The 19,137-nt window shown below is 64.3% G+C and carries 21 protein-coding genes; 14 read left to right on the top strand and 7 right to left on the bottom strand.

All coding sequences use genetic code 11. The features are described from left to right. Positions 1-86: 86 nt before the first annotated feature. The 10 genes from aroQ to H4I92_RS04805 all read left to right on the top strand — a co-directional run bounded on the left by aroQ (position 87) and on the right by H4I92_RS04805 (position 8,962). Positions 87-524, top strand: coding sequence for a type II 3-dehydroquinate dehydratase (gene aroQ, locus H4I92_RS04760; RefSeq protein ID WP_077529519.1), 438 nt, complete (start codon positions 87-89; stop codon positions 522-524). Between the two features lie 13 nt (positions 525-537). After that, positions 538-1,008: an acetyl-CoA carboxylase biotin carboxyl carrier protein gene (gene accB / locus H4I92_RS04765; protein ID WP_077529520.1), complete on the top strand. Its 471-nt coding sequence runs from the start codon at positions 538-540 to the stop codon at positions 1,006-1,008. A 17-nt stretch (positions 1,009-1,025) separates the two neighbouring features. Further along, positions 1,026-2,369, top strand: coding sequence for an acetyl-CoA carboxylase biotin carboxylase subunit (accC, locus tag H4I92_RS04770; protein WP_077529521.1), 1,344 nt, complete (start codon positions 1,026-1,028; stop codon positions 2,367-2,369). Between the two features lie 4 nt (positions 2,370-2,373). Then, positions 2,374-3,270, top strand: coding sequence for a 50S ribosomal protein L11 methyltransferase (gene prmA / locus H4I92_RS04775; RefSeq protein ID WP_077529522.1), 897 nt, complete (start codon positions 2,374-2,376; stop codon positions 3,268-3,270). A gap of 15 nt (positions 3,271-3,285) precedes the next feature. Further along, positions 3,286-4,410 (top strand): DUF3426 domain-containing protein, encoded by a 1,125-nt coding sequence (locus H4I92_RS04780; RefSeq protein ID WP_077529523.1) that lies wholly within the window; start codon positions 3,286-3,288, stop codon positions 4,408-4,410. Between the two features lie 134 nt (positions 4,411-4,544). Further along, positions 4,545-5,534 carry a tRNA dihydrouridine synthase DusB gene (dusB, locus tag H4I92_RS04785; protein WP_218668145.1) on the top strand — a complete coding sequence of 330 codons (990 nt, stop codon included), beginning with the start codon at positions 4,545-4,547 and terminating at the stop codon, positions 5,532-5,534. Next, the gene (gene fis / locus H4I92_RS04790; RefSeq protein WP_077529524.1) at positions 5,531-5,839 is read left to right on the top strand and encodes a DNA-binding transcriptional regulator Fis; all 309 of its coding nucleotides are present in this window, start codon (positions 5,531-5,533) and stop codon (positions 5,837-5,839) included. Before dusB ends, fis begins: the two co-directional genes overlap by 4 nt. A 15-nt stretch (positions 5,840-5,854) precedes the next feature. Further along, positions 5,855-7,441: a bifunctional phosphoribosylaminoimidazolecarboxamide formyltransferase/IMP cyclohydrolase gene (gene purH, locus H4I92_RS04795; protein WP_077529525.1), complete on the top strand. Its 1,587-nt coding sequence runs from the start codon at positions 5,855-5,857 to the stop codon at positions 7,439-7,441. A 9-nt stretch (positions 7,442-7,450) separates the two neighbouring features. Next, complete coding sequence (gene purD, locus H4I92_RS04800) at positions 7,451-8,734, top strand: phosphoribosylamine--glycine ligase (protein WP_077529526.1); 1,284 nt, start codon at positions 7,451-7,453, stop codon at positions 8,732-8,734. Positions 8,735-8,749: 15 nt separating this feature from the next. Beyond that, entirely contained in the window at positions 8,750-8,962 is a 213-nt protein-coding gene (locus H4I92_RS04805) for a hypothetical protein (protein ID WP_077529527.1), read from the top strand. On the opposite strand, the gene arsH is transcribed toward H4I92_RS04805, so the two are convergent. The 5 genes from arsH to H4I92_RS04830 all read right to left on the bottom strand — a co-directional run bounded on the left by arsH (position 8,963) and on the right by H4I92_RS04830 (position 11,981). After that, on the bottom strand, positions 8,963-9,634 hold the full coding sequence (arsH, locus tag H4I92_RS04810) for an arsenical resistance protein ArsH (RefSeq protein ID WP_077529528.1): 672 nt from the start codon (positions 9,632-9,634) through the stop codon (positions 8,963-8,965). A gap of 10 nt (positions 9,635-9,644) precedes the next feature. Continuing rightward, positions 9,645-10,679, bottom strand: a complete 1,035-nt coding sequence (gene arsB, locus H4I92_RS04815) for an ACR3 family arsenite efflux transporter (protein WP_143512754.1) — start codon at positions 10,677-10,679, stop codon at positions 9,645-9,647. 28 nt (positions 10,680-10,707) lie between these two features. Continuing rightward, the gene (locus tag H4I92_RS04820; RefSeq protein ID WP_077529530.1) at positions 10,708-11,139 is read right to left on the bottom strand and encodes an arsenate reductase ArsC; all 432 of its coding nucleotides are present in this window, start codon (positions 11,137-11,139) and stop codon (positions 10,708-10,710) included. Between the two features lie 6 nt (positions 11,140-11,145). Beyond that, positions 11,146-11,484 carry a metalloregulator ArsR/SmtB family transcription factor gene (locus H4I92_RS04825; RefSeq protein ID WP_077529531.1) on the bottom strand — a complete coding sequence of 113 codons (339 nt, stop codon included), beginning with the start codon at positions 11,482-11,484 and terminating at the stop codon, positions 11,146-11,148. 74 nt (positions 11,485-11,558) lie between these two features. Then, positions 11,559-11,981, bottom strand: coding sequence for a PGPGW domain-containing protein (locus tag H4I92_RS04830; RefSeq protein ID WP_422821984.1), 423 nt, complete (start codon positions 11,979-11,981; stop codon positions 11,559-11,561). 203 nt (positions 11,982-12,184) lie between these two features. Here H4I92_RS04830 and H4I92_RS04835 point away from each other — a divergent pair, with 203 nt between their 5' ends. Genes H4I92_RS04835 through H4I92_RS04850 form a run of 4 tightly spaced genes read left to right on the top strand, consistent with a single transcriptional unit; the run spans position 12,185 to position 16,640 of the window. Next, entirely contained in the window at positions 12,185-13,507 is a 1,323-nt protein-coding gene (locus H4I92_RS04835) for an SAM-dependent methyltransferase (RefSeq protein ID WP_077529532.1), read from the top strand. Continuing rightward, entirely contained in the window at positions 13,507-14,640 is a 1,134-nt protein-coding gene (locus H4I92_RS04840) for an NAD(P)/FAD-dependent oxidoreductase (protein WP_077529533.1), read from the top strand. The genes H4I92_RS04835 and H4I92_RS04840 overlap by 1 nt, the downstream gene beginning before the upstream one ends. After that, positions 14,641-15,993, top strand: coding sequence for a DsbA family protein (locus H4I92_RS04845; protein ID WP_077529534.1), 1,353 nt, complete (start codon positions 14,641-14,643; stop codon positions 15,991-15,993). It abuts the gene before it with no gap. After that, the gene (locus tag H4I92_RS04850) at positions 15,990-16,640 is read left to right on the top strand and encodes a DsbA family oxidoreductase (protein ID WP_077529535.1); all 651 of its coding nucleotides are present in this window, start codon (positions 15,990-15,992) and stop codon (positions 16,638-16,640) included. Before H4I92_RS04845 ends, H4I92_RS04850 begins: the two co-directional genes overlap by 4 nt. 16 nt (positions 16,641-16,656) lie before the next feature. Here the strand turns inward: H4I92_RS04850 and H4I92_RS04855 are convergent, their stop codons facing one another. After that, complete coding sequence (locus H4I92_RS04855; protein ID WP_077529536.1) at positions 16,657-17,715, bottom strand: mechanosensitive ion channel family protein; 1,059 nt, start codon at positions 17,713-17,715, stop codon at positions 16,657-16,659. After that, on the bottom strand, positions 17,715-19,133 hold the full coding sequence (locus tag H4I92_RS04860) for an NAD(P)(+) transhydrogenase (Re/Si-specific) subunit beta (protein ID WP_077529537.1): 1,419 nt from the start codon (positions 19,131-19,133) through the stop codon (positions 17,715-17,717). Before H4I92_RS04860 ends, H4I92_RS04855 begins: the two co-directional genes overlap by 1 nt. Between the last annotated feature and the right edge of the window lie 4 nt (positions 19,134-19,137).

Genomic DNA, 19,137 nt, shown 5'->3' on the forward strand with positions numbered 1-19,137 from the left:
ACATGCGTTCACACTTTTCTGAACGTGCCAGGATCTTAGCGCGAAAACACAAAAACCGACGCAAAATAAGCCGAAAAGAAACAACTATGGCCACGATCCTCGTCCTCCACGGCCCCAATCTGAACCGGCTCGGTACCCGCGAGCCCGGCACCTACGGAGCGGCCACCCTGGCGGAGATCAACCAGCGCCTGCACGAACAGGCCAGCGAGGCCGGCCATCACCTGCTCACGCTCCAGAGCAACGCCGAATACGAACTCATCGAACGGATCCATGACGCGGCCGATGAAGGCATCGACTTCATCCTGTTCAATCCCGCCGCCTTCACGCACACCAGCTTGGCTTTGCGGGATGCGCTGCTGGCCGCCGCGATACCGTTCATTGAGGTGCATCTTTCCAACGTGCATGCACGCGAGCCCTTCCGCCATCACTCCTTTTTCTCGGATATTGCCGAGGGTGTGATCAGTGGCTTCGGGGCACAGGGCTACGAACTCGCCCTGACCGCGGCATACCGCAAACTTAGGTGAATGAGAGCCCCATATGGACATTCGCAAAGTCAAGAAACTGATCGAGCTTCTGGAAGAATCCGACGTCGAGGAACTGGAGATCCAGGAGGGCGAGGACTCCGTCCGGATCAGCCGTCGCCGCGCCGACACCGTGACCATGGCGGCGCCCGCCCCGGCGCCCGCGCCCCAACAGGCGGCACCGGCGCCCCAGCCCCAGCAGAGCGCCGGCAGTGGGCAGACGGAAGAGAAGACCGAACCGGACGAACCCCAGGGTCACCTGGTACGCTCGCCCATGGTGGGTACCTTCTATCGGGCACCCTCGCCCACCGCAGCCTCCTTCGTGGAAGTGGGCCAGAAGGTACACTCCGGTGACGCCCTCTGCATTGTCGAGGCCATGAAGATGATGAATCAGATCGAGGCCGACATCAGCGGAACCGTCTCCCAGATCCTGGTCGAGGACGGCGAGCCCGTTGAATACGACCAGCCCATGTTCGTCATCACCTGACAGCGAAGCGCCGCATCATGATCAATAAAGTACTGATTGCGAACCGGGGCGAGATCGCCCTGCGCATACTGCGGGCCTGCAAGGAACTGGGCATCCGCACCGTAGCTGTGCATTCACGCGTGGACCGCGACCTGATGCACGTCCGCCTGGCCGACGAATCCGTCTGCATCGGGCCCAACAGCGCTGCCGACAGTTACCTCAACATCCCGGCCATCATCAGCGCCGCCGAGGTGACAGACGCCGACGCCATTCACCCCGGTTACGGTTTCCTGGCCGAAAACGCCGACTTTGCCGAACAGGTCGAGAAAAGCGGCTTCCGCTTCATCGGTCCCTCCGCCGAAACCATCCGGCTCATGGGCAACAAGGTTTCCGCCATCCGCTCCATGGTCAAGGCGGGTGTGCCCACGGTTCCGGGCTCCAACGGCCCTCTGACTGACGACGAGGAGCGCACCCGCCAGGTCGCCCGTGAAATCGGCTACCCGGTGCTGATCAAGGCCGCTTCCGGCGGCGGCGGGCGTGGCATGCAGGTGGTTCACACCGAACACGCCCTGCTCAAGGGCGTGCATGTCACCCAGCGTGAAGCCCGCGGCGCCTTTGGCGACGAAACAGTCTACCTGGAGAAATACCTGGAGCGCCCACGGCACGTGGAAGTCCAGGTGCTCGCAGACAGGCACGGCAACGTCATCCATCTGGGCGACCGTGACTGTTCCCTGCAGCGCCGCCACCAGAAGATCATCGAAGAGGCCCCCGCGCCGAACATCGACCCGGACGCCCGGGAGCGCACCCTTCAGGCCTGTCTCGACGCCTGCCGCGAGATCGGGTACGTGGGCGCCGGTACCTTTGAGTTCCTGTACCAGGATGGCGAGTACTTCTTCATCGAGATGAACACCCGTGTCCAGGTGGAGCACCCGGTCTCGGAGATGGTCACCGGTGTCGATATCGTGGCCGAGCAGATCCGGGCCGCTGCCGGCGAAGAGCTGCGCTACAGCCAGGAGGACATCGAGATCCGGGGCCATGCGCTGGAGTGCCGCATCAACGCCGAGGATCCCAAGACCTTCTCCCCCAGCCCCGGCCATGTGGAACGGTTCCACCCACCGGGCGGGCTTGGCGTACGCGTGGACTCGCACCTGTACTCCGGCTACAGCATTCCACCGTATTACGACTCCCTGGTGGGCAAGCTCATCACTTTCGGCGAGAACCGTGACATCTGCCTCACCCGCATGCACAACGCGCTGGATGAGCTGGTCGTCATCGGCATCAAGACCAACGGATCACTGCACCAGCGGCTGGTTCGTGATGAAGGCTTCCGCAGCGGAGACATCACGATCCACTACCTGGAACAGCTGATCCGACGGGACTGAGCCTATGGCCTGGGTTCAGCTTCACATCCAGTCGGACAGTGAGCACGCCGAGCTGCTGGAACAGATGCTGCTCGAAGCCGGTGCCGAGGCCGTGAGCATGGAAGACACCGAGGATACCCCGCTCTATGAACCGGAGCGGGGCAGCACACCGCTGTGGGACAGCACCACGGTGACCGGGCTGTTCCAGGGCGATGCGGACCTCGCCGATATCCAGGCCCAGGTGGCCGAAGCCTACCACTCGGCCACCCAGACCCACCTGGAGTCCATGGAAACGGAACTGCTTGAGGACCGGGAATGGGAGCGGGCCTGGATGGATGACTTCCGGCCCGAACGCTTCGGCAACCGCCTGTGGATCTGCCCCAGCTGGCAGGACCCGCCGGAGCCGGGCGCCGTGAACATCATCCTGGACCCCGGGCTCGCATTCGGTTCCGGAACCCACCCCACCACCCGGCTCTGTCTGGAATGGCTGGACGCCAACCCCGTGGAAGGCCAGAGCGTTGTGGATTACGGTTGCGGCTCCGGCATCCTCGGCCTGGCGGCGCTCAAGCTCGGAGCCCGGCACGTGGTCGGCACCGACAACGACCCCCAGGCACTGGACGCCAGCCGGGACAATGCCCGACGCAACGGCATTCCGGATGACGCCCTGGCGCTGTACGCGCCTGAGGACCAGCCGGAAACCCACTGTGACCTAATGCTTGCCAACATACTGGCCCAGCCATTACTGTCTCTGGCACCAACACTGGCCGGTCAGGTGCGGCCGGGCGGACGAATCGTGCTTTCGGGCATCCTGTCCAGCCAGGCCGACTCGATCAGTGATCGCTATGCCCACTGGTTCCACATGCAGTCACCGACGGAACAGGAAGGCTGGATCTGCCTGACCGGCACGCGCCACACGGACTGAAGTGGAGCCGACTGCATGGCCACAGAAACGGAAACACTCACCCGCTGCCCCTACTGCCAGACGCGGTTCCGGGTAACCCCGCGCCAGATCGAGGCGGCCCGGGGGCGGGTGCGCTGTGGCCATTGCCTGTATGTGTTCAATGCCGTGGAGCACGCCGAGCCGGAAGAGGACACAACCACCGAATCCGGGAACACGGTCCCACTGGATCAGTCTTCCGGAGCAGAAACCGGCGAAGACGACCTGGTCTTCGACGACAACCCGGAGGAGGACGCCCAGGAGGGCCGCTATGCCGGCCACGACGAGCCGAAGGAAGAGGAATTCAGCGAGGATTTCCTGGCCCTGGATGCCGGCGACCGCTCGGGCTTCCGCAGCGAACTGGACGACCTGGATTCCCGGGAACAGCTGGAGGACGACGAAAGCTGGGCAGAGTCACTGCTTCAGGAAATCGAGAGCGAACCGGCCCCGGCAGCCAGCGAGCCGAAGCCCCCTTCCGAACCTCCTGCCCCGGAACCGCCGCCCCGGGAACAGGCGCCTGACCCAGAACTTGAGCTGGAGCCTACCCCCCGGCAGGAACCCCGCAAAGCCTCCAGCTCGGAACCGGCCTGGCAGTCACTGAGCACCGACCCCATTGTCGCCAGCCGGCCGGACCGCTGGCGCTGGCTCCGCAGGCTGGCCTGGCTGCTGGGCATTGCCGGCATGGTCGGGCTGCTGGTATACCAGCTGGGCTGGTACCGGTTCGAACGGCTGGCACTCTACGAACCCATCCGCCCCTGGTACGAGCAGGCCTGTGACTGGGTTGGGTGTGAGCTGCCCCCGCTGGTGGCGACCGACGCGCTTGAACCTCGCCGGCTGGTGGTACGCAGCCACCCCGACATCGCCGATGCCCTGCTGCTGGAGGTCACCATCGTCAACGAGGCCGGCTTTGACCAGCCCTGGCCCGCCATCGCCCTGAGCTTCTCCAACCTCAACAACGATGTGGTGGCCCAGCGTGTATTCCAGCCCCAGGACTACCTGGCGGACGAGGAGACAGAACGCGGCCATGTTCCCTCCAGAGAAGGCCGGCGCATCCGCCTGGGGCTTCAGGACCCGGGCAAGGACGCCATCAACTACCGGATCGACTTCCTCCCCGCGCGTCAATAGTCCCGACCCAAAAATACTCAGTTTTTCAGCCAGCCAGCCCCTTTAATGGGATGGGAGCCCGGAGTATCATTGTCTCCCCCTGAGCTGGTCGAGATTTGACCAACCCGCACGGATCCAATCACCGGGAGAACGCTGTGGTCGCCATTGGCCCCCATACGCTGCCCAATAATCTGGTTCTGGCCCCCATGGCGGGTGTCACGGACAGACCCTTCCGGCTCCTGTGCCGCAGAATGGGTGCTGGTCTCGCCATCTCGGAGATGGTCACAGCGGACGCCAGCCTGTGGAGTTCCCGCAAGTCCCAGCAGCGCATGGACCATGACGGTGAACCGGAGCCCATCGCGGTCCAGATCGCCGGCGGCGATGCGCCCATGCTGGCCGAGGCCGCCCGGTTCAACGTGGCCAACGGCGCCCGGATCATCGACATCAACATGGGCTGCCCCGCGAAAAAGGTCTGCAACAAGGCCGCGGGATCCGCGCTGATGCGCGACGAAGCCCTGGTGCGCGAGATCCTGGAGTCCGTTGCGGCGGCCGTTGACGTGCCGGTCACGCTCAAGATGCGCACCGGCTGGGACGGCGATAACAAAAACGCCGTAACCATCGCGCGCATGGCCGAAGACGCCGGCATTGCCGCACTGGCGGTGCACGGGCGCACCCGCGCCGATGCGTACAAGGGTGAGGCGGAATACGACACCATTGCCCGGGTGAAACAGGCCGTGGATGTTCCCGTCTTCGCCAATGGCGACGTGGACTCGCCCCGCAAGGCCGCGCAGGTTCTGCGGGAAACCGGAACCGATGGCCTGTTCATCGGCCGGGCCGCCCAGGGCAGGCCCTGGCTCTTCCGCCAGATCAACCACTATCTGGCCACGGGCGAAGAACTCCCTGAGCCCGAGCCGGAGGAGATCCGGGAGACCCTAATGGGTCACGTGGAAGCACTGCATGCGTTCTACGGCGAGTACATCGGTCTTCGCGTGGCGCGCAAGCACGTGGGCTGGTATCTCCAGGCCCGTGATCCGGACAAGACATTCCGTCGGCACTTCAATGGCATTGAAGAGGCCGGCGCGCAGCTTCAGCTGCTCGATCATTACTTTCAAGGCATCCAGACAGAAGAGGTACGTGTCGCATGAGCACTGAATTCATGGCCGAGGACAACCGGGCCCGGCAAACGGATGAGCCCCTGACCACTGCAGCCGGCAACGGTCAGACCGTCACGTTGCGCGACAGCGTGGAACAGGCCCTGGAGAACTACTTCTCCCAGCTCGACGGCGCGCCGGTCAGCGACGTCTACCAGCTGGTCCTGTCCGAAGTGGAAGCGCCGCTGCTGGAGAAGGTCATGGAGTACACCGGCGACAACCAGACACGTGCCTCCGCCATGCTCGGTCTCAACCGGGGCACCCTGCGCAAGAAGCTCAAGCAGTACGGCCTGCTGTAAGGAGTCAGAGCCATCATGACGGAACAGCCCAATGCGACCCCCATACGCCGGGCGCTGATCAGCGTCTCGGATAAGGCCGGTATTGTTGAATTCGCCCAGGCCCTGCGCAAGCGCGGCGTGGAGATCCTCTCCACTGGCGGCACTTTCCGGCTTCTGACCAGCAGTGGCATCGAGGCGAAGGAAGTCTCCGACCACACCGGCTTCCCGGAAATCATGGGCGGCCGGGTCAAGACGCTGCACCCGCTGATACACGGCGGCATCCTCGGTCGGCGCGGCACGGACGACGAGGTCATGGCGGAACAGGGGATCGAGCCCATCGACATGGTGGTGGTCAACCTCTACCCCTTCGAACAGACCGTTGCCGACCCGGACTGCGACCTGCCCACCGCCATCGAGAACATCGACATCGGCGGCCCCGGCATGCTGAGAGCCGCCGCCAAGAACCACCAGGATGTAGCCGTCGCTGTGAACGCCGGCGATTACAACCGCATCCTGAACGAAATGGACGCCAACGACGGCGGCCTGCGCAGCGCCACCCGCTTCGACCTGGCCACCCGGGCCTTTGAGCACACCGCGGCCTACGACGGCGCCATCGCCAACTACCTGGGCGGCCGGCTCGACAGCCAGGCGGAGCCGGATCCCTTCCCGCGCACCTTCAACAATCAGTTCGAGAAGGTGCAGGACATGCGTTACGGCGAGAACCCGCACCAGAGTGCCGCGTTCTACCGTGAACGGGGCGCCACCGAAGCCTCCGTCTCCACGGCGCGCCAGCTCCAGGGCAAGGCCCTGTCCTACAACAACGTGGCGGATACCGATGCCGCACTGGAATGCGTCAAACCCTTCGCGGACCCGGCCTGTGTGATCGTCAAGCACGCCAACCCCTGTGGCGTGGCCATCGGCTCGGACCTGAAACAGGCGTACGAGCTGGCCTTCGCCACGGACCCGACCTCGTCTTTCGGCGGCATCATCGCCTTCAACCGCCCGCTGGATCCGGAAGCGGCGGCGGCGATCATCGAACGCCAGTTCGTGGAAGTGATCATCGCGCCGGAGATCACGCCTGAAGCAGCTGAGGTGCTTGCGGCCAAGAAGAACGTGCGCGTTCTCGCCTGCGGTCCCTTCAATGACGAACGCATTGCGGCCTGGGACTACAAGCGTGTAACAGGTGGCCTGCTGGTCCAGGACCGCGACTTGGGCATGGTCGATGAGAACAGCCTGCAGATGGTGACCCAGCGCTCACCGGATCAGGACGAGCTGGAAGACCTGCTGTTCGCCTGGGAAGTGGCCAAGTACGTCAAGTCCAACGCCATTGTCTACGCCCGCCATGGGCGCACTATCGGTATCGGCGCCGGCCAGATGAGCCGTGTCTACAGCGCCCGCATTGCCGGCATCAAGGCCGCCGACGAGGGCCTTGAGGTAAAGGGCTCGGTCATGGCCTCGGACGCCTTCTTCCCATTCCGGGACGGCATCGACCAGGCCGCCGAAGCGGGTATCCAGGCGGTGATCCAGCCCGGCGGCTCCATGCGCGACCAGGAAGTGATCGACGCTGCCAACGAGCACGGCATCGCCATGGTCTTCACCGGAATGCGCCATTTCCGCCACTGAGGGAGGCTTATGCAGGTTCTGATCATCGGCGGCGGTGGCCGCGAACACGCTTTGGCCTGGAAGGCGGCCCAGTCTCCCAGGGTTCAGCAGGTCTATGCAGCGCCCGGCAATGCCGGTACCGCACTGGAGCCGGGCGTTGAGAACCTGGCCCTGGCGGACGACGACATCGACGGCCTTACTGAGTTCGCCACGAAGAATGGCATTGATCTGGTCATTGTGGGCCCCGAGGCGCCGCTTGTGGCCGGCATCAGTGACCGTCTGCGCGAAGCCGGGGTGGCTGTGTTCGGGCCCAGCGAGGCAGCGGCACAGCTGGAAGGCTCCAAGAGCTTCGCCAAGGATTTCCTGGCGCGCCACAGCATCCCGACGGCCGAGTACCGGACCTTTGCGGATCCGGAGACCGCTCTGGAGTACATCCGCGAGAAGGGTGCTCCCATCGTGGTCAAGGCGGACGGTCTCGCCGCCGGCAAGGGCGTGATCGTAGCCGAGACCCTGGGCGAGGCGGAGGACGCGGTGCGCGACATGCTCGCCGGCAACACCTTCGGGGATGCCGGCCACCGCGTGGTGGTTGAGGAATGCCTGGTGGGCGAGGAAGCCAGCTTCATTGTCATGGTGGACGGCTCGAACATCCTGCCTCTGGCGAGCAGCCAGGACCACAAGCGCGTTGGCGACGACGACACCGGCGCCAACACCGGCGGCATGGGCGCCTATTCCCCGGCACCCGTGGTTACGGATGAAGTCCATGAGCGCATCATGCGGGAAGTCATCGAGCCCACGGTGGCCGGCATGGCGGATGAGAGCCATCCCTACACCGGCTTTCTGTACGCCGGGCTCATGATCACCCCCAATGGCTCGCCCAAGGTGATCGAGTTCAACTGCCGGCTGGGCGACCCGGAAACCCAGCCCCTGCTGATGCGACTGCGCTCGGACCTGGTCGAGCTTTGCCTGGCCGCCACCCAGGGCGGGCTGGGCCGCCGGAAGTGCGACTGGGATGAGCGCACAGCCCTGGGCGTGGTGATGGCTGCGGGCGGTTACCCCGCCAAATACCGCAAGGGTGACACCATCACCGGCCTGGACAGTGTGGGCGGCGACGGCATCAAGGTGTTCCACGCTGGCACCCAGGACGATGACAACGGCCGGATCGTCACCGCAGGTGGGCGTGTCCTGTGCGTGACGGCTCTGGGCGATTCCGTCGCCGAGGCGCAGAAGAACGCCTACGCTGGGGTGGATCGGATCCAGTGGGAAGACGCCTACTTCCGTGGCGACATCGGCTTCCGGGCCCTGAACCGGGGGTAACCCCCTCCACCTCTCATGGCTGAGCCGATCCTCACCTGGGGCCTGCTGATTACCGCCGCCTTCCTGGGCGGCGGCATCGTCTGGCTCCAAGCGCTGGTCATGATGATCTCGGCGGTAGCCGGTGGCTATGTGGTGGCTCGAGTGGCCCGCCAGCTGCCGGAATCCACCATCCGCTTCGTGATCATTGCCACCGGTGCGGTGATGACGGCGCTGTTCTTCCTGAACTGATCAGCCTTCCGCCTTGCGCTCCGAATAACGGCTGACCAGATATTCCGACCGATCCCGCAGCAGCAGGGTGAACTTCACCAGCTCCTCCATCACGTCCACGACCCGGTCATAGAGCGGAGACGGCAGCATCCGGCCTGCCTCATCGAACTCCTGGTAGGCCTTGGGCACGGAGGACTGGTTGGGGATGGTGATCATGCGCATCCAGCGCCCGAGGATCCGCAGGTTATTGACCGCGTTGAACGACTGCGAACCACCGGAGACCTGCAGTACCGCCAGGGTCCGGCCCTGGGTTGGCCGCACGCCACCCACGGACAGCGGCAGCCAGTCGATCTGGGTCTTCATTATACCGGTCATGTTCCCATGACGCTCCGGGCTGACCCAGACGTGCGCCTCGGACCATTGCGAAAGCTCGCGCAGTTCCTGAACCTTCGGATGATCGGCCTCCGCATCATCCGGTAGCGGCAGACCCGAGGGATTAAACATGCGGGTCTCGGCCCCAAACTCGTGCAACAGGCGCTGCGCCTCCTCAGCGAGGAAGCGGCTGTAGGAGCGCTCGCGAAGGGAGCCGTAAAGCAGAAGCACCCGCGGCGGATGGGCACTACCGGGGCTGTTGAGCTTGGTCAGGTCCGGGTGGTCCAGGAAGGTCCGGTCCACATTCGGCAGATCATTCATTCGGTGCTCCTCAGGCCTGGCTGATTTCCGGGAAATAGCGGCGGGTACGGTTGGCGATCTTGACCAGCGCCAGCATCAGAGGCACTTCCACCAGAACGCCGACCACGGTCGCCAGCGCCGCCCCGGACTGCAGGCCGAACAGCGCAATGGCCGCCGCCACCGCCAGCTCGAAGAAGTTGCTGGCACCGATCATGGCCCCCGGCGCCGCCACGCTGTGCGGCACCTTCCAGGCCCGCGCCCACCCATAGGCCAGCGCGAAGATCAGCAGCGTCTGGACGATGAGCGGCACCGCGATCAGGGCGATGTGGATGGGATGCTGCAGGATCACCTCGCCCTGGAAAGCGAACAGCAGCACCAGCGTCAGGATCAGGCCCGCCGGGGTAATGGGGCCGATCCGATTCATGAAGACGCTGTCGAACCAGTCCTTCCCTTTCCGGGCGATGACCGCACGGCGCGTGAGGTACCCGGCGATCAGCGGGATGACGATATAGAGCAGGACGGAAAGGGCAATGGTTTCCCAGGGCACCACGATGTCCGAAAGACCCAGGAGCAGCATCACGATGGGTGCGAAGGCGAACAGCATGATCAGGTCGTTCACCGACACCTGCACCAGCGTGTAGGCCGCATCACCACGGGTGAGATAGCTCCAGACGAACACCATGGCCGTACAGGGGGCAGCCCCCAGCAGGATGGCGCCGGCCAGGTACTCACGCGCCAGCCCGGTGGGAATCAGCGGCTCGAACACCACCATCAGGAAGAACCAGGCGATAGCAAACATGGTGAAGGGCTTGATCAGCCAGTTCACGGTGGTGGTGATCACCAGGCCCTTCGGCTGGCGGCGAACGCCCAGGATGGCGTCAAAGTCGATCTGCACCATCATCGGAAAGATCATGGCCCAGACCAGCACCGCGACGGGAATCGACACCTGCGCCACTTCGAACCGCGACAGCCAGTCCGCGGCCCCGGGAGCAAACTGCCCAAGCGCCACCCCGATGACAATGGCCACGGCAACCCAGACCGAGAGGTAGCGCTCAAAGACGTTCATGCCCTCGCTGACCGAGGGTAGGTCCTGGTTACCGTTCAAGATTGCCTCCATCAATGTCCCCGACAAGCGCTTCAACCCGCTGACGGATGTCGTCACGCACCGCGCGGAATGCCGTCATGATCTGCTCCTCACTGCCGCGCACCCGGGCCGGGTCCGGCAGCCCCCAGTGGCGCTTGAGCGTCCCCGGCGGCACTATCGGGCAGGACTCGTCAGCGTCACCGCAGACCGTCACCACCAGGTCCGCCCAGTCGAGATGGGCATCCGTCAGGGTTGTGGACTGCTGGCCCCGGATATCGACGCCGAGATCATCCATCACCCCAATGGCCCTGGGGTTCTGGCCATGGGCCTCAAGCCCGGCCGAATCCACACCCAGGCGATCCCCGGCCAGCTGGCGCAGAAAGCCCTCGGCCATCTGGGAGCGGCAGGCGTTGCCAGTACACACGAAGAGCACATTCATCATCGAACCTCACTGGACCGCATTGAGGGAGGGGCGCTGCCCCATGTCACAGAGACGGGCACGGAACTCGCCAAGGTCCCGGGATGCCAGCACCGAGCGCAGGGTCTGACGGGCCCAGTCCGGCAGATCCGGGGCGAGACGGTAATGCACCCACTGCCCCCGGCGCTCATCCTGCACGATGCCCTGGTCCCGCAGCTGGGAGAGATGGCGTGAGATCCGGGGCTGGGAAAGCTCCAGCGCAGCCACCAGCTCACAGACACAGAGCCGCCCTTCCTGTTCAAGGAGAAGGAGGCTGTTGAGCCGGGTGGTATCCGAAAGCGCACGGAAGAACTGTTCAGGGGTTACCATATGCACATATCCATATATCTACAAAAGCAACTATACAGGAGCCATGGCAGGGCGCCAAGCCTTATGCCGGATCCTCAGTACCCGGTGATCGTAACCGGTTCCAGCTCCGGTACGCCTCGCCGCCGCCGGATCCAGTTGATGGAACGGAACACCGGGGGTCGGGAGACGACCCAGCGCTCCAGGTGATACTTGCCGGGAAAGTTGAGCAGCGTCAGCGCGATCACGATGGTCAGCAGGCCCTGGCCCGGCAGGACCAGCATGGCAATACCGGCCACCAGGAGAACCAGCCCCAGAAGGTTCTTGAGGATCAGCACAACCAGGCCCATCACGGGATGGCGCTGGAGGATCAGGCGGGTGCCGCGCTCTGGGCGGACAAAGTAGTCCGCGGGAATCCGCACCACGACGACCGGCACGGCCACCAGTGTCGCCACGAACATGAACAGGGAAGCACCGCCCAGACTCCACAGGACCCATTCATGTGCTTCCAACCATGCCACCAGTCTGCTGAACACGTTGCCTCGGCGCCTCCCTGATCCCCACTGTTCCCCGGCAAGCGTACCGGGTCCTTACCGGATTGCCCACCCCACCCTTGGAAGCTGAAAACATCGCCCGCATCACAGAGGGCAGTTGCCGTTTCAATTGGTTACTTCCTATACTCCGTCGTATGGGGAGATAAGAATGACATTCTGGAGGGCACCGTATGGAACAGAGGACCCCGCAAAGGGACACTGCTCGAACGTATCGTAATGACCGCTTTTCGCCTCTGGGCTTCACCCAGTCGCTGATCGAGCCGACCAGCTCAGCGACCGGGCCCGAGCGCTGGATGGCGGAAAAGTTCCTTTCGGTGGCCGGCAATCCGCCGCTGACCCTGGACCTATGGGGCACCCAGGAAGTCACGCCTTCCGGTGCCACGCCGCGCTACCGGCTGCGGGTCGCGGATCGGGCGGCTCTCTACGAGCTCATGACCAACCCCAACCTGGCCTTTGGCGACCTCTACAGCGAAGGGCGCCTGGAGATGGAAGGCCATATGCCGGACCTGCTGACGGACCTTTACCGGGCCCTGGACCAGGCCTATGAGAAGCTGCCGCTTTTCCTGCGCATGCTCTGGCGCGACCAGGCGCCTCGCTCAACCAGCCTCAAGGCGGCGAAGGACAACATCCACCATCATTACGACATGGGCAACGACTTCTACCGTCTCTGGCTGGACCGGGCCCAGATGCAGTACACCTGCGCCTACTACGAGGAACCGGGCATCAGCCTCGAGCAGGCCCAGCTCGCCAAACTGGAACTGGTCTGCCGCAAGCTCCAGCTCCAGCCCGGTGAGACCGTGGTGGAAGCCGGCTGTGGCTGGGGCGGCTTGGCCCGCTATATGGCAAAGCACTACGGCGTGAAGGTCCGGGCATTCAACATCTCTCAGGAGCAGGTCAGTTTTGCCCGCGAGAAAGCGAAGGAGGAAGGCCTGGAGAACCAGGTGGAATACGTGCTGGACGACTACCGCAACATTTCCGGCGAATACGACCGCTTCGTCTCCGTGGGCATGCTTGAGCACGTGGGTACCGACTACTACCCGGACCTGGCCGCGGTGATCCGCCGGCACATGAAGACCGAGGGTCTGGCGCTGGTCCACTCCATCGGCCGCAACTACCCCATGCGTACCAACGCCTGGATCGAGAAGCGGATCTTCCCGGGCGCCTATCCGCCCAGCATCACCGAGTTCACCAGCATTGGCGAGGCAGGCCCCTTCTCGGTGCTGGACGTGGAAAACCTGCGCCTGCACTACGCCGAGACCCTGGAGGACTGGCTGGCCCGCTATGAGGCCAACATTGATACCGTGCGCGAGATGTACGGTGAGCACTTTGTTCGTGCCTGGCGCCTTTATCTGGCCGGTTCCATCGCCTCGTTCCGGGCCAATGCGCTGCAGCTGTTCCAGATGGTGCTGGCGCACCCGGAAAACAACAACGTGCCGCGCAACCGCAAACACCTCTACACCACTTCCAACGTACCCCCGGAGGGCAGTTACTGATGGCACAGCGCTATGATGCACTGATTGTCGGCGGCGGCCCGGCCGGCTCGACCATGGCACGGACCCTGACCAACCGGGGCTACCGCACCCTGGTGGTGGACAAGCAGACCTTCCCGCGCGACAAGACCTGTGCGGGCTGGGTGACGCCGGCCGTTCTGGACGTTCTGGACATTGATCCGGCGGACTACCGCCGCAAGAACATCATGCAGCCGATCCACCGCTTCCGCATCGGCATGATGGGGCAGAAGGCAGTGGAGAACGACCACGGCAGCGAGCCGGTCAGCTACGGCATCCGCCGCTGTGAATTCGACCACTACCTTCTCGAGCGCAGCGGCAGCGAGCGGGCGGAAGACGTGAAGTTCCAGTCCCTCGAACGCACCAGCGATGGCGAGTGGTGCCTCAACGGCGAATACCAGGCACCGCTGGTCATTGGCGCCGGGGGCCATTTCTGCCCGGTGGCTGCAACCATCGGGGAAGGGCCCGGCAGCCACGAAACCTCGGTAACCGCCAAGGAGGTGGAGTTCGAGATGACCCCGGAGCAGGCCCGCCACTGCCGGGTCCGGGAAGACACCCCGGAACTCTGGTTCTGCCGTGACCTGATGGGCTACGCTTGGGTGTTCCGTAAGGACAACTTCCTCAACATCGGCCTGGGCCGCGAGGACCCGAACGACCTCAAACGCCACCTCAACGACTTTGTGGAGAAGATGCAGGCCGAGGAGCGGATCCCCGAGGACCTGCCCGGGAAGTTCAAGGGCCATGCCTACCTGCTCTACGACCACGCCGAAAGGCCTCTGGTGGATGACGGCATCCTGCTGATCGGTGACTCCGCCGGGCTGGCCTACACCCAGAGCGGTGAGGGCATCCGCCCCGCAGTGGAATCAGCCTTTCTGGCCGCGGACGTCATCCAGGAGGCGCCTGACTACAGCGCCGCCAGCCTCCAGCCCTACGCGGATCGCCTGCGCGAGCGCTTCGGCACCCGCGAGGTGGAGAGCGAAAGCGGTGTGGACATTCCCGACTGGGCCAAGCTGCGCATTGCTCCAGCGCTGATGAAGACCCACTGGTTCACGCGCCGCGTAGTGACCGAGCGCTGGTTCCTGCACGAACATGTACCAGCGCTGGAGATCGCGTCCTGAATGAAAGCCGCTTTGATGCCCTATGCGGCCCGCGCGATCAGCAGCCCGCTCATACGGAACCTCCGCCGTGGCCTGCGGGCCCGGCGCGCAAGGCGGGAGGGACAGGAGCGCCTGGTCGATGTCTACCTCAACCCGAGGGATCCACACGGCTATGTCTTCCTTCAGGTTCTGCCCTCGCTGGCGGAACGGTTTCGTCTCACCTATCGGTTTTTCACGGTCGAGGCCCTGCAGGACGACATGTTCCCGGAGCGCGACCTCTGGCAGTCCTGGGCCGTGGCGGATGCCCGTGAACTGGCGCGCCTCTACCGGCTGGATTTCCCGGACGGCAATCCCGAGCTTACCGAGGACGCCGTTCATGCAGCGGCCTGCCGCATGACAGGGGCCGAGCGGGGCTCGAATTTCATGGAGGAGGCCCTCGCGGCCCTGCGTGGCCTCTGGCACGGTGATCCACCACTGCCGGCCCCCTCCCCCGAGGAATCCGAGCAGGCCCGTGCCGCCATCGCCCGCAATGAGCAGCACCTGCATGACGCTGGCCATTACCTCGGCGCCATGCTCCACTACGAGGGTGAGTGGTTCTGGGGCCTGGACCGGTTGGATCACCTGGAACGGCGCCTGATCGCGAAAGGCTATGCCCGCCATGCCAACGAAAGCGCGCGCTTCGTGCGCACCTGGGCGGATCTCTGCCGCAAACCCAGACCGGCCGACCCGGTAACCACACCGCTGGAGATCTTCTTCTCCATGCGCAGCCCCTACTCCTACTTGGGCCTGGAGAGAGCCAAACAGCTGGCAGACTATTTCGAATGCCCGCTGCACATCCGCCCGGTACTACCCATGCTGATGCGCGGTCAGGCGGTACCCCCGGCTAAGAAGTGGTACATCTTCAGGGACACCAAGCGGGAAGCGGAGAAGCTCGGCATCCCATACGGCTTCGTCGCCGATCCGCTGGGTGCCGGCGTTGAACGCTGCTATGCCCTGTGCCCCTATGCCCGGGAACAGGGGCTGGAGGTCACCTGGATGCTGACCTTTGCGCGCGCGGTAAACGCCCGGGGCATCCGTTCCGAGACCGACAGGGGCCTGAAACGCATCGTGGAGGAAGCGGGCCTGGACTGGGCGAGCGCCCGGCGGTGGCTGCAGAACGAGGACTGGCGGGAGGAGGTGGAAGCCAACCGCCAGGAACTCTACCGGATCGGCCTCTGGGGCGTGCCCGGCTTCCGCTTCGGCAACGTCACCGCCTGGGGCCAGGACCGGCTCTGGCTGATCCAGGAGGCCATGCGCAGCGGGGATTGTACCCCGGCGGAGCAATCCCCAGAATCAGGGCATCAGTCATCCTCCAATCAGGCAGTTTCCACATGACCACCCTGAAGATCGACATCGTGTCCGACATTGCCTGCCCCTGGTGCGCCATTGGCTATGCGCGCCTGGAACGGGCGATGGAACAGCTCTCCGGCGAATTCGATTTCACGGTGAGCTGGCATCCGTTCGAACTGAACCCCGACAAGGACGCCGACGGCGAACCCATCCTCCAAGCCCTGAGCCGCAAATACGGCCGCAGCCCCGAGGAAATGGAGCAAGCCCAGAAGGACATGACGGCCATTGCCCATGAACTGGGCCTGAACTTCGAACGCATGCAGGAACGCTACACCCGCAACACCTTCAACGCGCACCGGCTGGTCATGTGGGCCGGCGACCAGAACCGGCAGACCGACATGAAGAAGGCCTTCTTCGAGGCCTATTTCGGTCGCGCCGCCGATATTTCAGACGACGAGGTACTGCTGGAATGCGTGGCGGCCACAGGCCTGGATACGGAAGAAGCGCGCCGGGTCCTGGACGAAGGCGAGTACGCCGAGGAAGTCCTGAAGGAAGAAGCCTATTACCAGAAAGGCGGCATCTCCGCCGTCCCGGCCTACATCATCAACCAGCAGTACCTGATTTCCGGCGCCCAGGAACCCAACTACCTGGTCCAGGCGTTCCGCGATATCAACGCGGGCACCGCCGCCTGAAACAGCTCCGCCAACCTTACGCCTCCGGGGACACCAGCTCCGCCCGCATGCGGGGCAGATGGCCCGGATAGTGGCTGTTCATGAACGCCACCAGCGACTCACGGATGGCACACCGCAGGTTCCAGAGCTGCGTGGAATCCCCGGCGCTCATCAGGAAACGCACCTGCATGCCGCGCTCGCCCGCCTCCATCACCTGCACGGATTCCGTCTTGCCGTCCCATTCCGCGGAAACCGCCAGCAGGCGCGAGAATTCCCCGCGCAGCGGCTCCACCGGCATCGCGTAGTCGACCCACAGCGTAACGGCGCCCATGAGGTCCGCATTATGGCGGGTCCAGTTCTCGAAGGGGTGCTCGATGAACCACTGCAGGGGCATGACGATCCGCCGCAGGTCCCACACCCGCAGCACCACATAGGTGGCGGTGACTTCCTCCACCCAGCACCATTCGCCTTCCACGTTCAGCACATCGTCAATACGGAAGGGCTCGGTGAGGGCGATCTGCATGCCCGCCAGCAGGTTCCCCAGCACCGGGCGGGCCGCAAACCCGAGAACAATACCGCCGATACCGGCGGACGCCAGGAGGCTGGCTCCGAACTGGCGCATGGGCTCGAAGGTCATCAGGGCCACGCCGGCGCCGATGATGACCACCAGGATATTGAGCGCGCGGACCAGGAAGCGCGTCTGGGTCTCCACCTTGCGCGCCCGCCGCCACCGGCCTTCGTCCACGGGATTGAGCCGGACGATGACATCCCCGATCGCGGAAACACATCGCACGGCTGCCCAGGTCAGGGCCAGGATCAGCAGCAGGCGGGCCGTATGGCGCATGAAGGCCAGCAACGGCAGCTGCTCCCAGACACCCTGCTGCAGCACGGCGTTCACCGTCATCAGGCACAGGGAGGCCCCAATAGGGCCCGCAGCGGCATCCAGGAAGAGCCGCGCCGTGTCGGTGGGCCTGGTGAAACGGCGGGTTATGGCCAGCGCCAGCCGATAGCCCACCAACGTGGCGGCCACGGCAAGCACCGCCACTCCGATGGGGAACAGCCAGGGTCCCAGCACAGCTTCCAGCGCGGTCATCATCAGCCGTTACCGAGTGACTTCACCGCCTCGATCATCTCCACCATGACCTTCTGGGCATCGCCGTACACCATATGGGTGTTATCCGCGAAGAAGAGCTCGTTCTCAACGCCGCTGTAACCCCTGCCCTGACCGCGCTTGACCACGAAGGCTTGCTGGGCATAGTCCACATTCAGGATGGGCATGCCATATATGGGGCTGGACTCGTTGGTGCGCGCCGCGGGGTTCACCACGTCATTGGCGCCGATCACCAGGGCCGCATCCGACAGCGCGAATTCCTCGTTGATGTCCTCCAGGTCATGGATGATGTCATAGGGAATGCCGGCCTCTGCCAGCAGCACGTTCATGTGCCCCGGCATGCGTCCGGCCACCGGGTGGATGGCGAAGGCCACCTCGACACCCTGCTTCTGCAGCAGTTTTACGAACTCGTAAAGCTTGTGCTGGGCCTGGGCCACGGCCAGGCCGTAGCCGGGCACGATGATTACCTTCGAGCCGTAGTACATGGAGATGGCGGCATCCGATGCATCCACCGATTTCATGGAGCCCTCGATACCTCCGGAGCCATCGTCTTCCTCACCGAAGTTCGAGAAGATGACGTTGCTCACCGAGCGGTTCATGGCCTTCGCCATCAAGAACGTCAGCAGCGTGCCGGCGGAGCCCACCACGGTACCGGCAATGATCATCGCCGGGTTCTGGAGCACGAAGCCCTCAAACGCCACGGCCAGGCCGGTGAAGGCATTGTAGAGCGAGATCACCACGGGCATGTCCGCGCCGCCGATGGGCGTGGTCAGAAGCACGCCCAGTACCAGGGCAGCGATGAAGAACAGCGTTATGGCTGTCGTGGGCACCGCCCCGGCCCCAACAATCAGCACGTAGAGCGCAAACAGCGCGGCCAGTGCCAGTAGCCCACCATTAACCAATTGCTGGGCGTTGAAACGCAGGGTCCTGTTGAGCCGGCCATCCAGCTTGGCCCAGGCGACGATCGAGCCGGAAAGTGCCACTGCCCCGATCAGACCGCCAACCAGCGCCAGAACCGTGACCACGAAACCATAAGCCTGGGCATTACCGGAATACAGCTCCACGGCCGCGATGGCCGCTGCGGCACCACCGCCCATGCCGTTGTAGAGCGCCACCATCTGCGGCATCCCCGTCATCTCGACGCGCTTGCCACTGCGCCAGGCCCAGGCCACACCGATCCCCAATGCGACCAGGGCCAGCAGGAAATTGGTACCAAGGTGCTCCGAAGCCGCCGGGCGTACGTCGAAGGCATACAGGAAGGCGGCCGCGACCGCGATCACCATGCCCCAGCCCGCAACACGGATACCGGAGGGTGCGGTCACGGGGCTGGCCATGCGCTTAAGCCCGTAGATGAACAGCAGGGTCGCGACAAAGAAGGCCGCTGCGATCAGGAAACTCACCATGATT

This window comes from Vreelandella halophila (genome assembly GCF_019903425.1).
GTDB classification, from domain to species: Bacteria; Pseudomonadota; Gammaproteobacteria; order Pseudomonadales; family Oleiphilaceae; genus Halospina; species Halospina halophila.

What these genes read in the sequence shown, in the direction of transcription:
- H4I92_RS04855 (WP_077529536.1), bottom strand. Translation starts at nt 17,715, where the DNA reads ATGATGACCGCGCTGGAAGCTGTGCTGGGACCCTGGCTGTTCCCCATC.
- accB (WP_077529520.1), top strand. Translation starts at nt 538, where the DNA reads ATGGACATTCGCAAAGTCAAGAAACTGATCGAGCTTCTGGAAGAATCC.
- aroQ (WP_077529519.1), top strand. Translation starts at nt 87, where the DNA reads ATGGCCACGATCCTCGTCCTCCACGGCCCCAATCTGAACCGGCTCGGT.
- purH (WP_077529525.1), top strand. Translation starts at nt 5,855, where the DNA reads ATGACGGAACAGCCCAATGCGACCCCCATACGCCGGGCGCTGATCAGC.
- prmA (WP_077529522.1), top strand. Translation starts at nt 2,374, where the DNA reads ATGGCCTGGGTTCAGCTTCACATCCAGTCGGACAGTGAGCACGCCGAG.
- arsH (WP_077529528.1), bottom strand. Translation starts at nt 9,634, where the DNA reads ATGAATGATCTGCCGAATGTGGACCGGACCTTCCTGGACCACCCGGAC.
- H4I92_RS04805 (WP_077529527.1), top strand. Translation starts at nt 8,750, where the DNA reads ATGGCTGAGCCGATCCTCACCTGGGGCCTGCTGATTACCGCCGCCTTC.
- arsB (WP_143512754.1), bottom strand. Translation starts at nt 10,679, where the DNA reads ATGAACGTCTTTGAGCGCTACCTCTCGGTCTGGGTTGCCGTGGCCATT.
- purD (WP_077529526.1), top strand. Translation starts at nt 7,451, where the DNA reads ATGCAGGTTCTGATCATCGGCGGCGGTGGCCGCGAACACGCTTTGGCC.
- H4I92_RS04840 (WP_077529533.1), top strand. Translation starts at nt 13,507, where the DNA reads ATGGCACAGCGCTATGATGCACTGATTGTCGGCGGCGGCCCGGCCGGC.
- H4I92_RS04780 (WP_077529523.1), top strand. Translation starts at nt 3,286, where the DNA reads ATGGCCACAGAAACGGAAACACTCACCCGCTGCCCCTACTGCCAGACG.
- H4I92_RS04825 (WP_077529531.1), bottom strand. Translation starts at nt 11,484, where the DNA reads ATGGTAACCCCTGAACAGTTCTTCCGTGCGCTTTCGGATACCACCCGG.
- accC (WP_077529521.1), top strand. Translation starts at nt 1,026, where the DNA reads ATGATCAATAAAGTACTGATTGCGAACCGGGGCGAGATCGCCCTGCGC.
- H4I92_RS04845 (WP_077529534.1), top strand. Translation starts at nt 14,641, where the DNA reads ATGAAAGCCGCTTTGATGCCCTATGCGGCCCGCGCGATCAGCAGCCCG.
- H4I92_RS04820 (WP_077529530.1), bottom strand. Translation starts at nt 11,139, where the DNA reads ATGATGAATGTGCTCTTCGTGTGTACTGGCAACGCCTGCCGCTCCCAG.
- H4I92_RS04850 (WP_077529535.1), top strand. Translation starts at nt 15,990, where the DNA reads ATGACCACCCTGAAGATCGACATCGTGTCCGACATTGCCTGCCCCTGG.
- H4I92_RS04835 (WP_077529532.1), top strand. Translation starts at nt 12,185, where the DNA reads ATGGAACAGAGGACCCCGCAAAGGGACACTGCTCGAACGTATCGTAAT.
- fis (WP_077529524.1), top strand. Translation starts at nt 5,531, where the DNA reads ATGAGCACTGAATTCATGGCCGAGGACAACCGGGCCCGGCAAACGGAT.
- H4I92_RS04860 (WP_077529537.1), bottom strand. Translation starts at nt 19,133, where the DNA reads ATGGTGAGTTTCCTGATCGCAGCGGCCTTCTTTGTCGCGACCCTGCTG.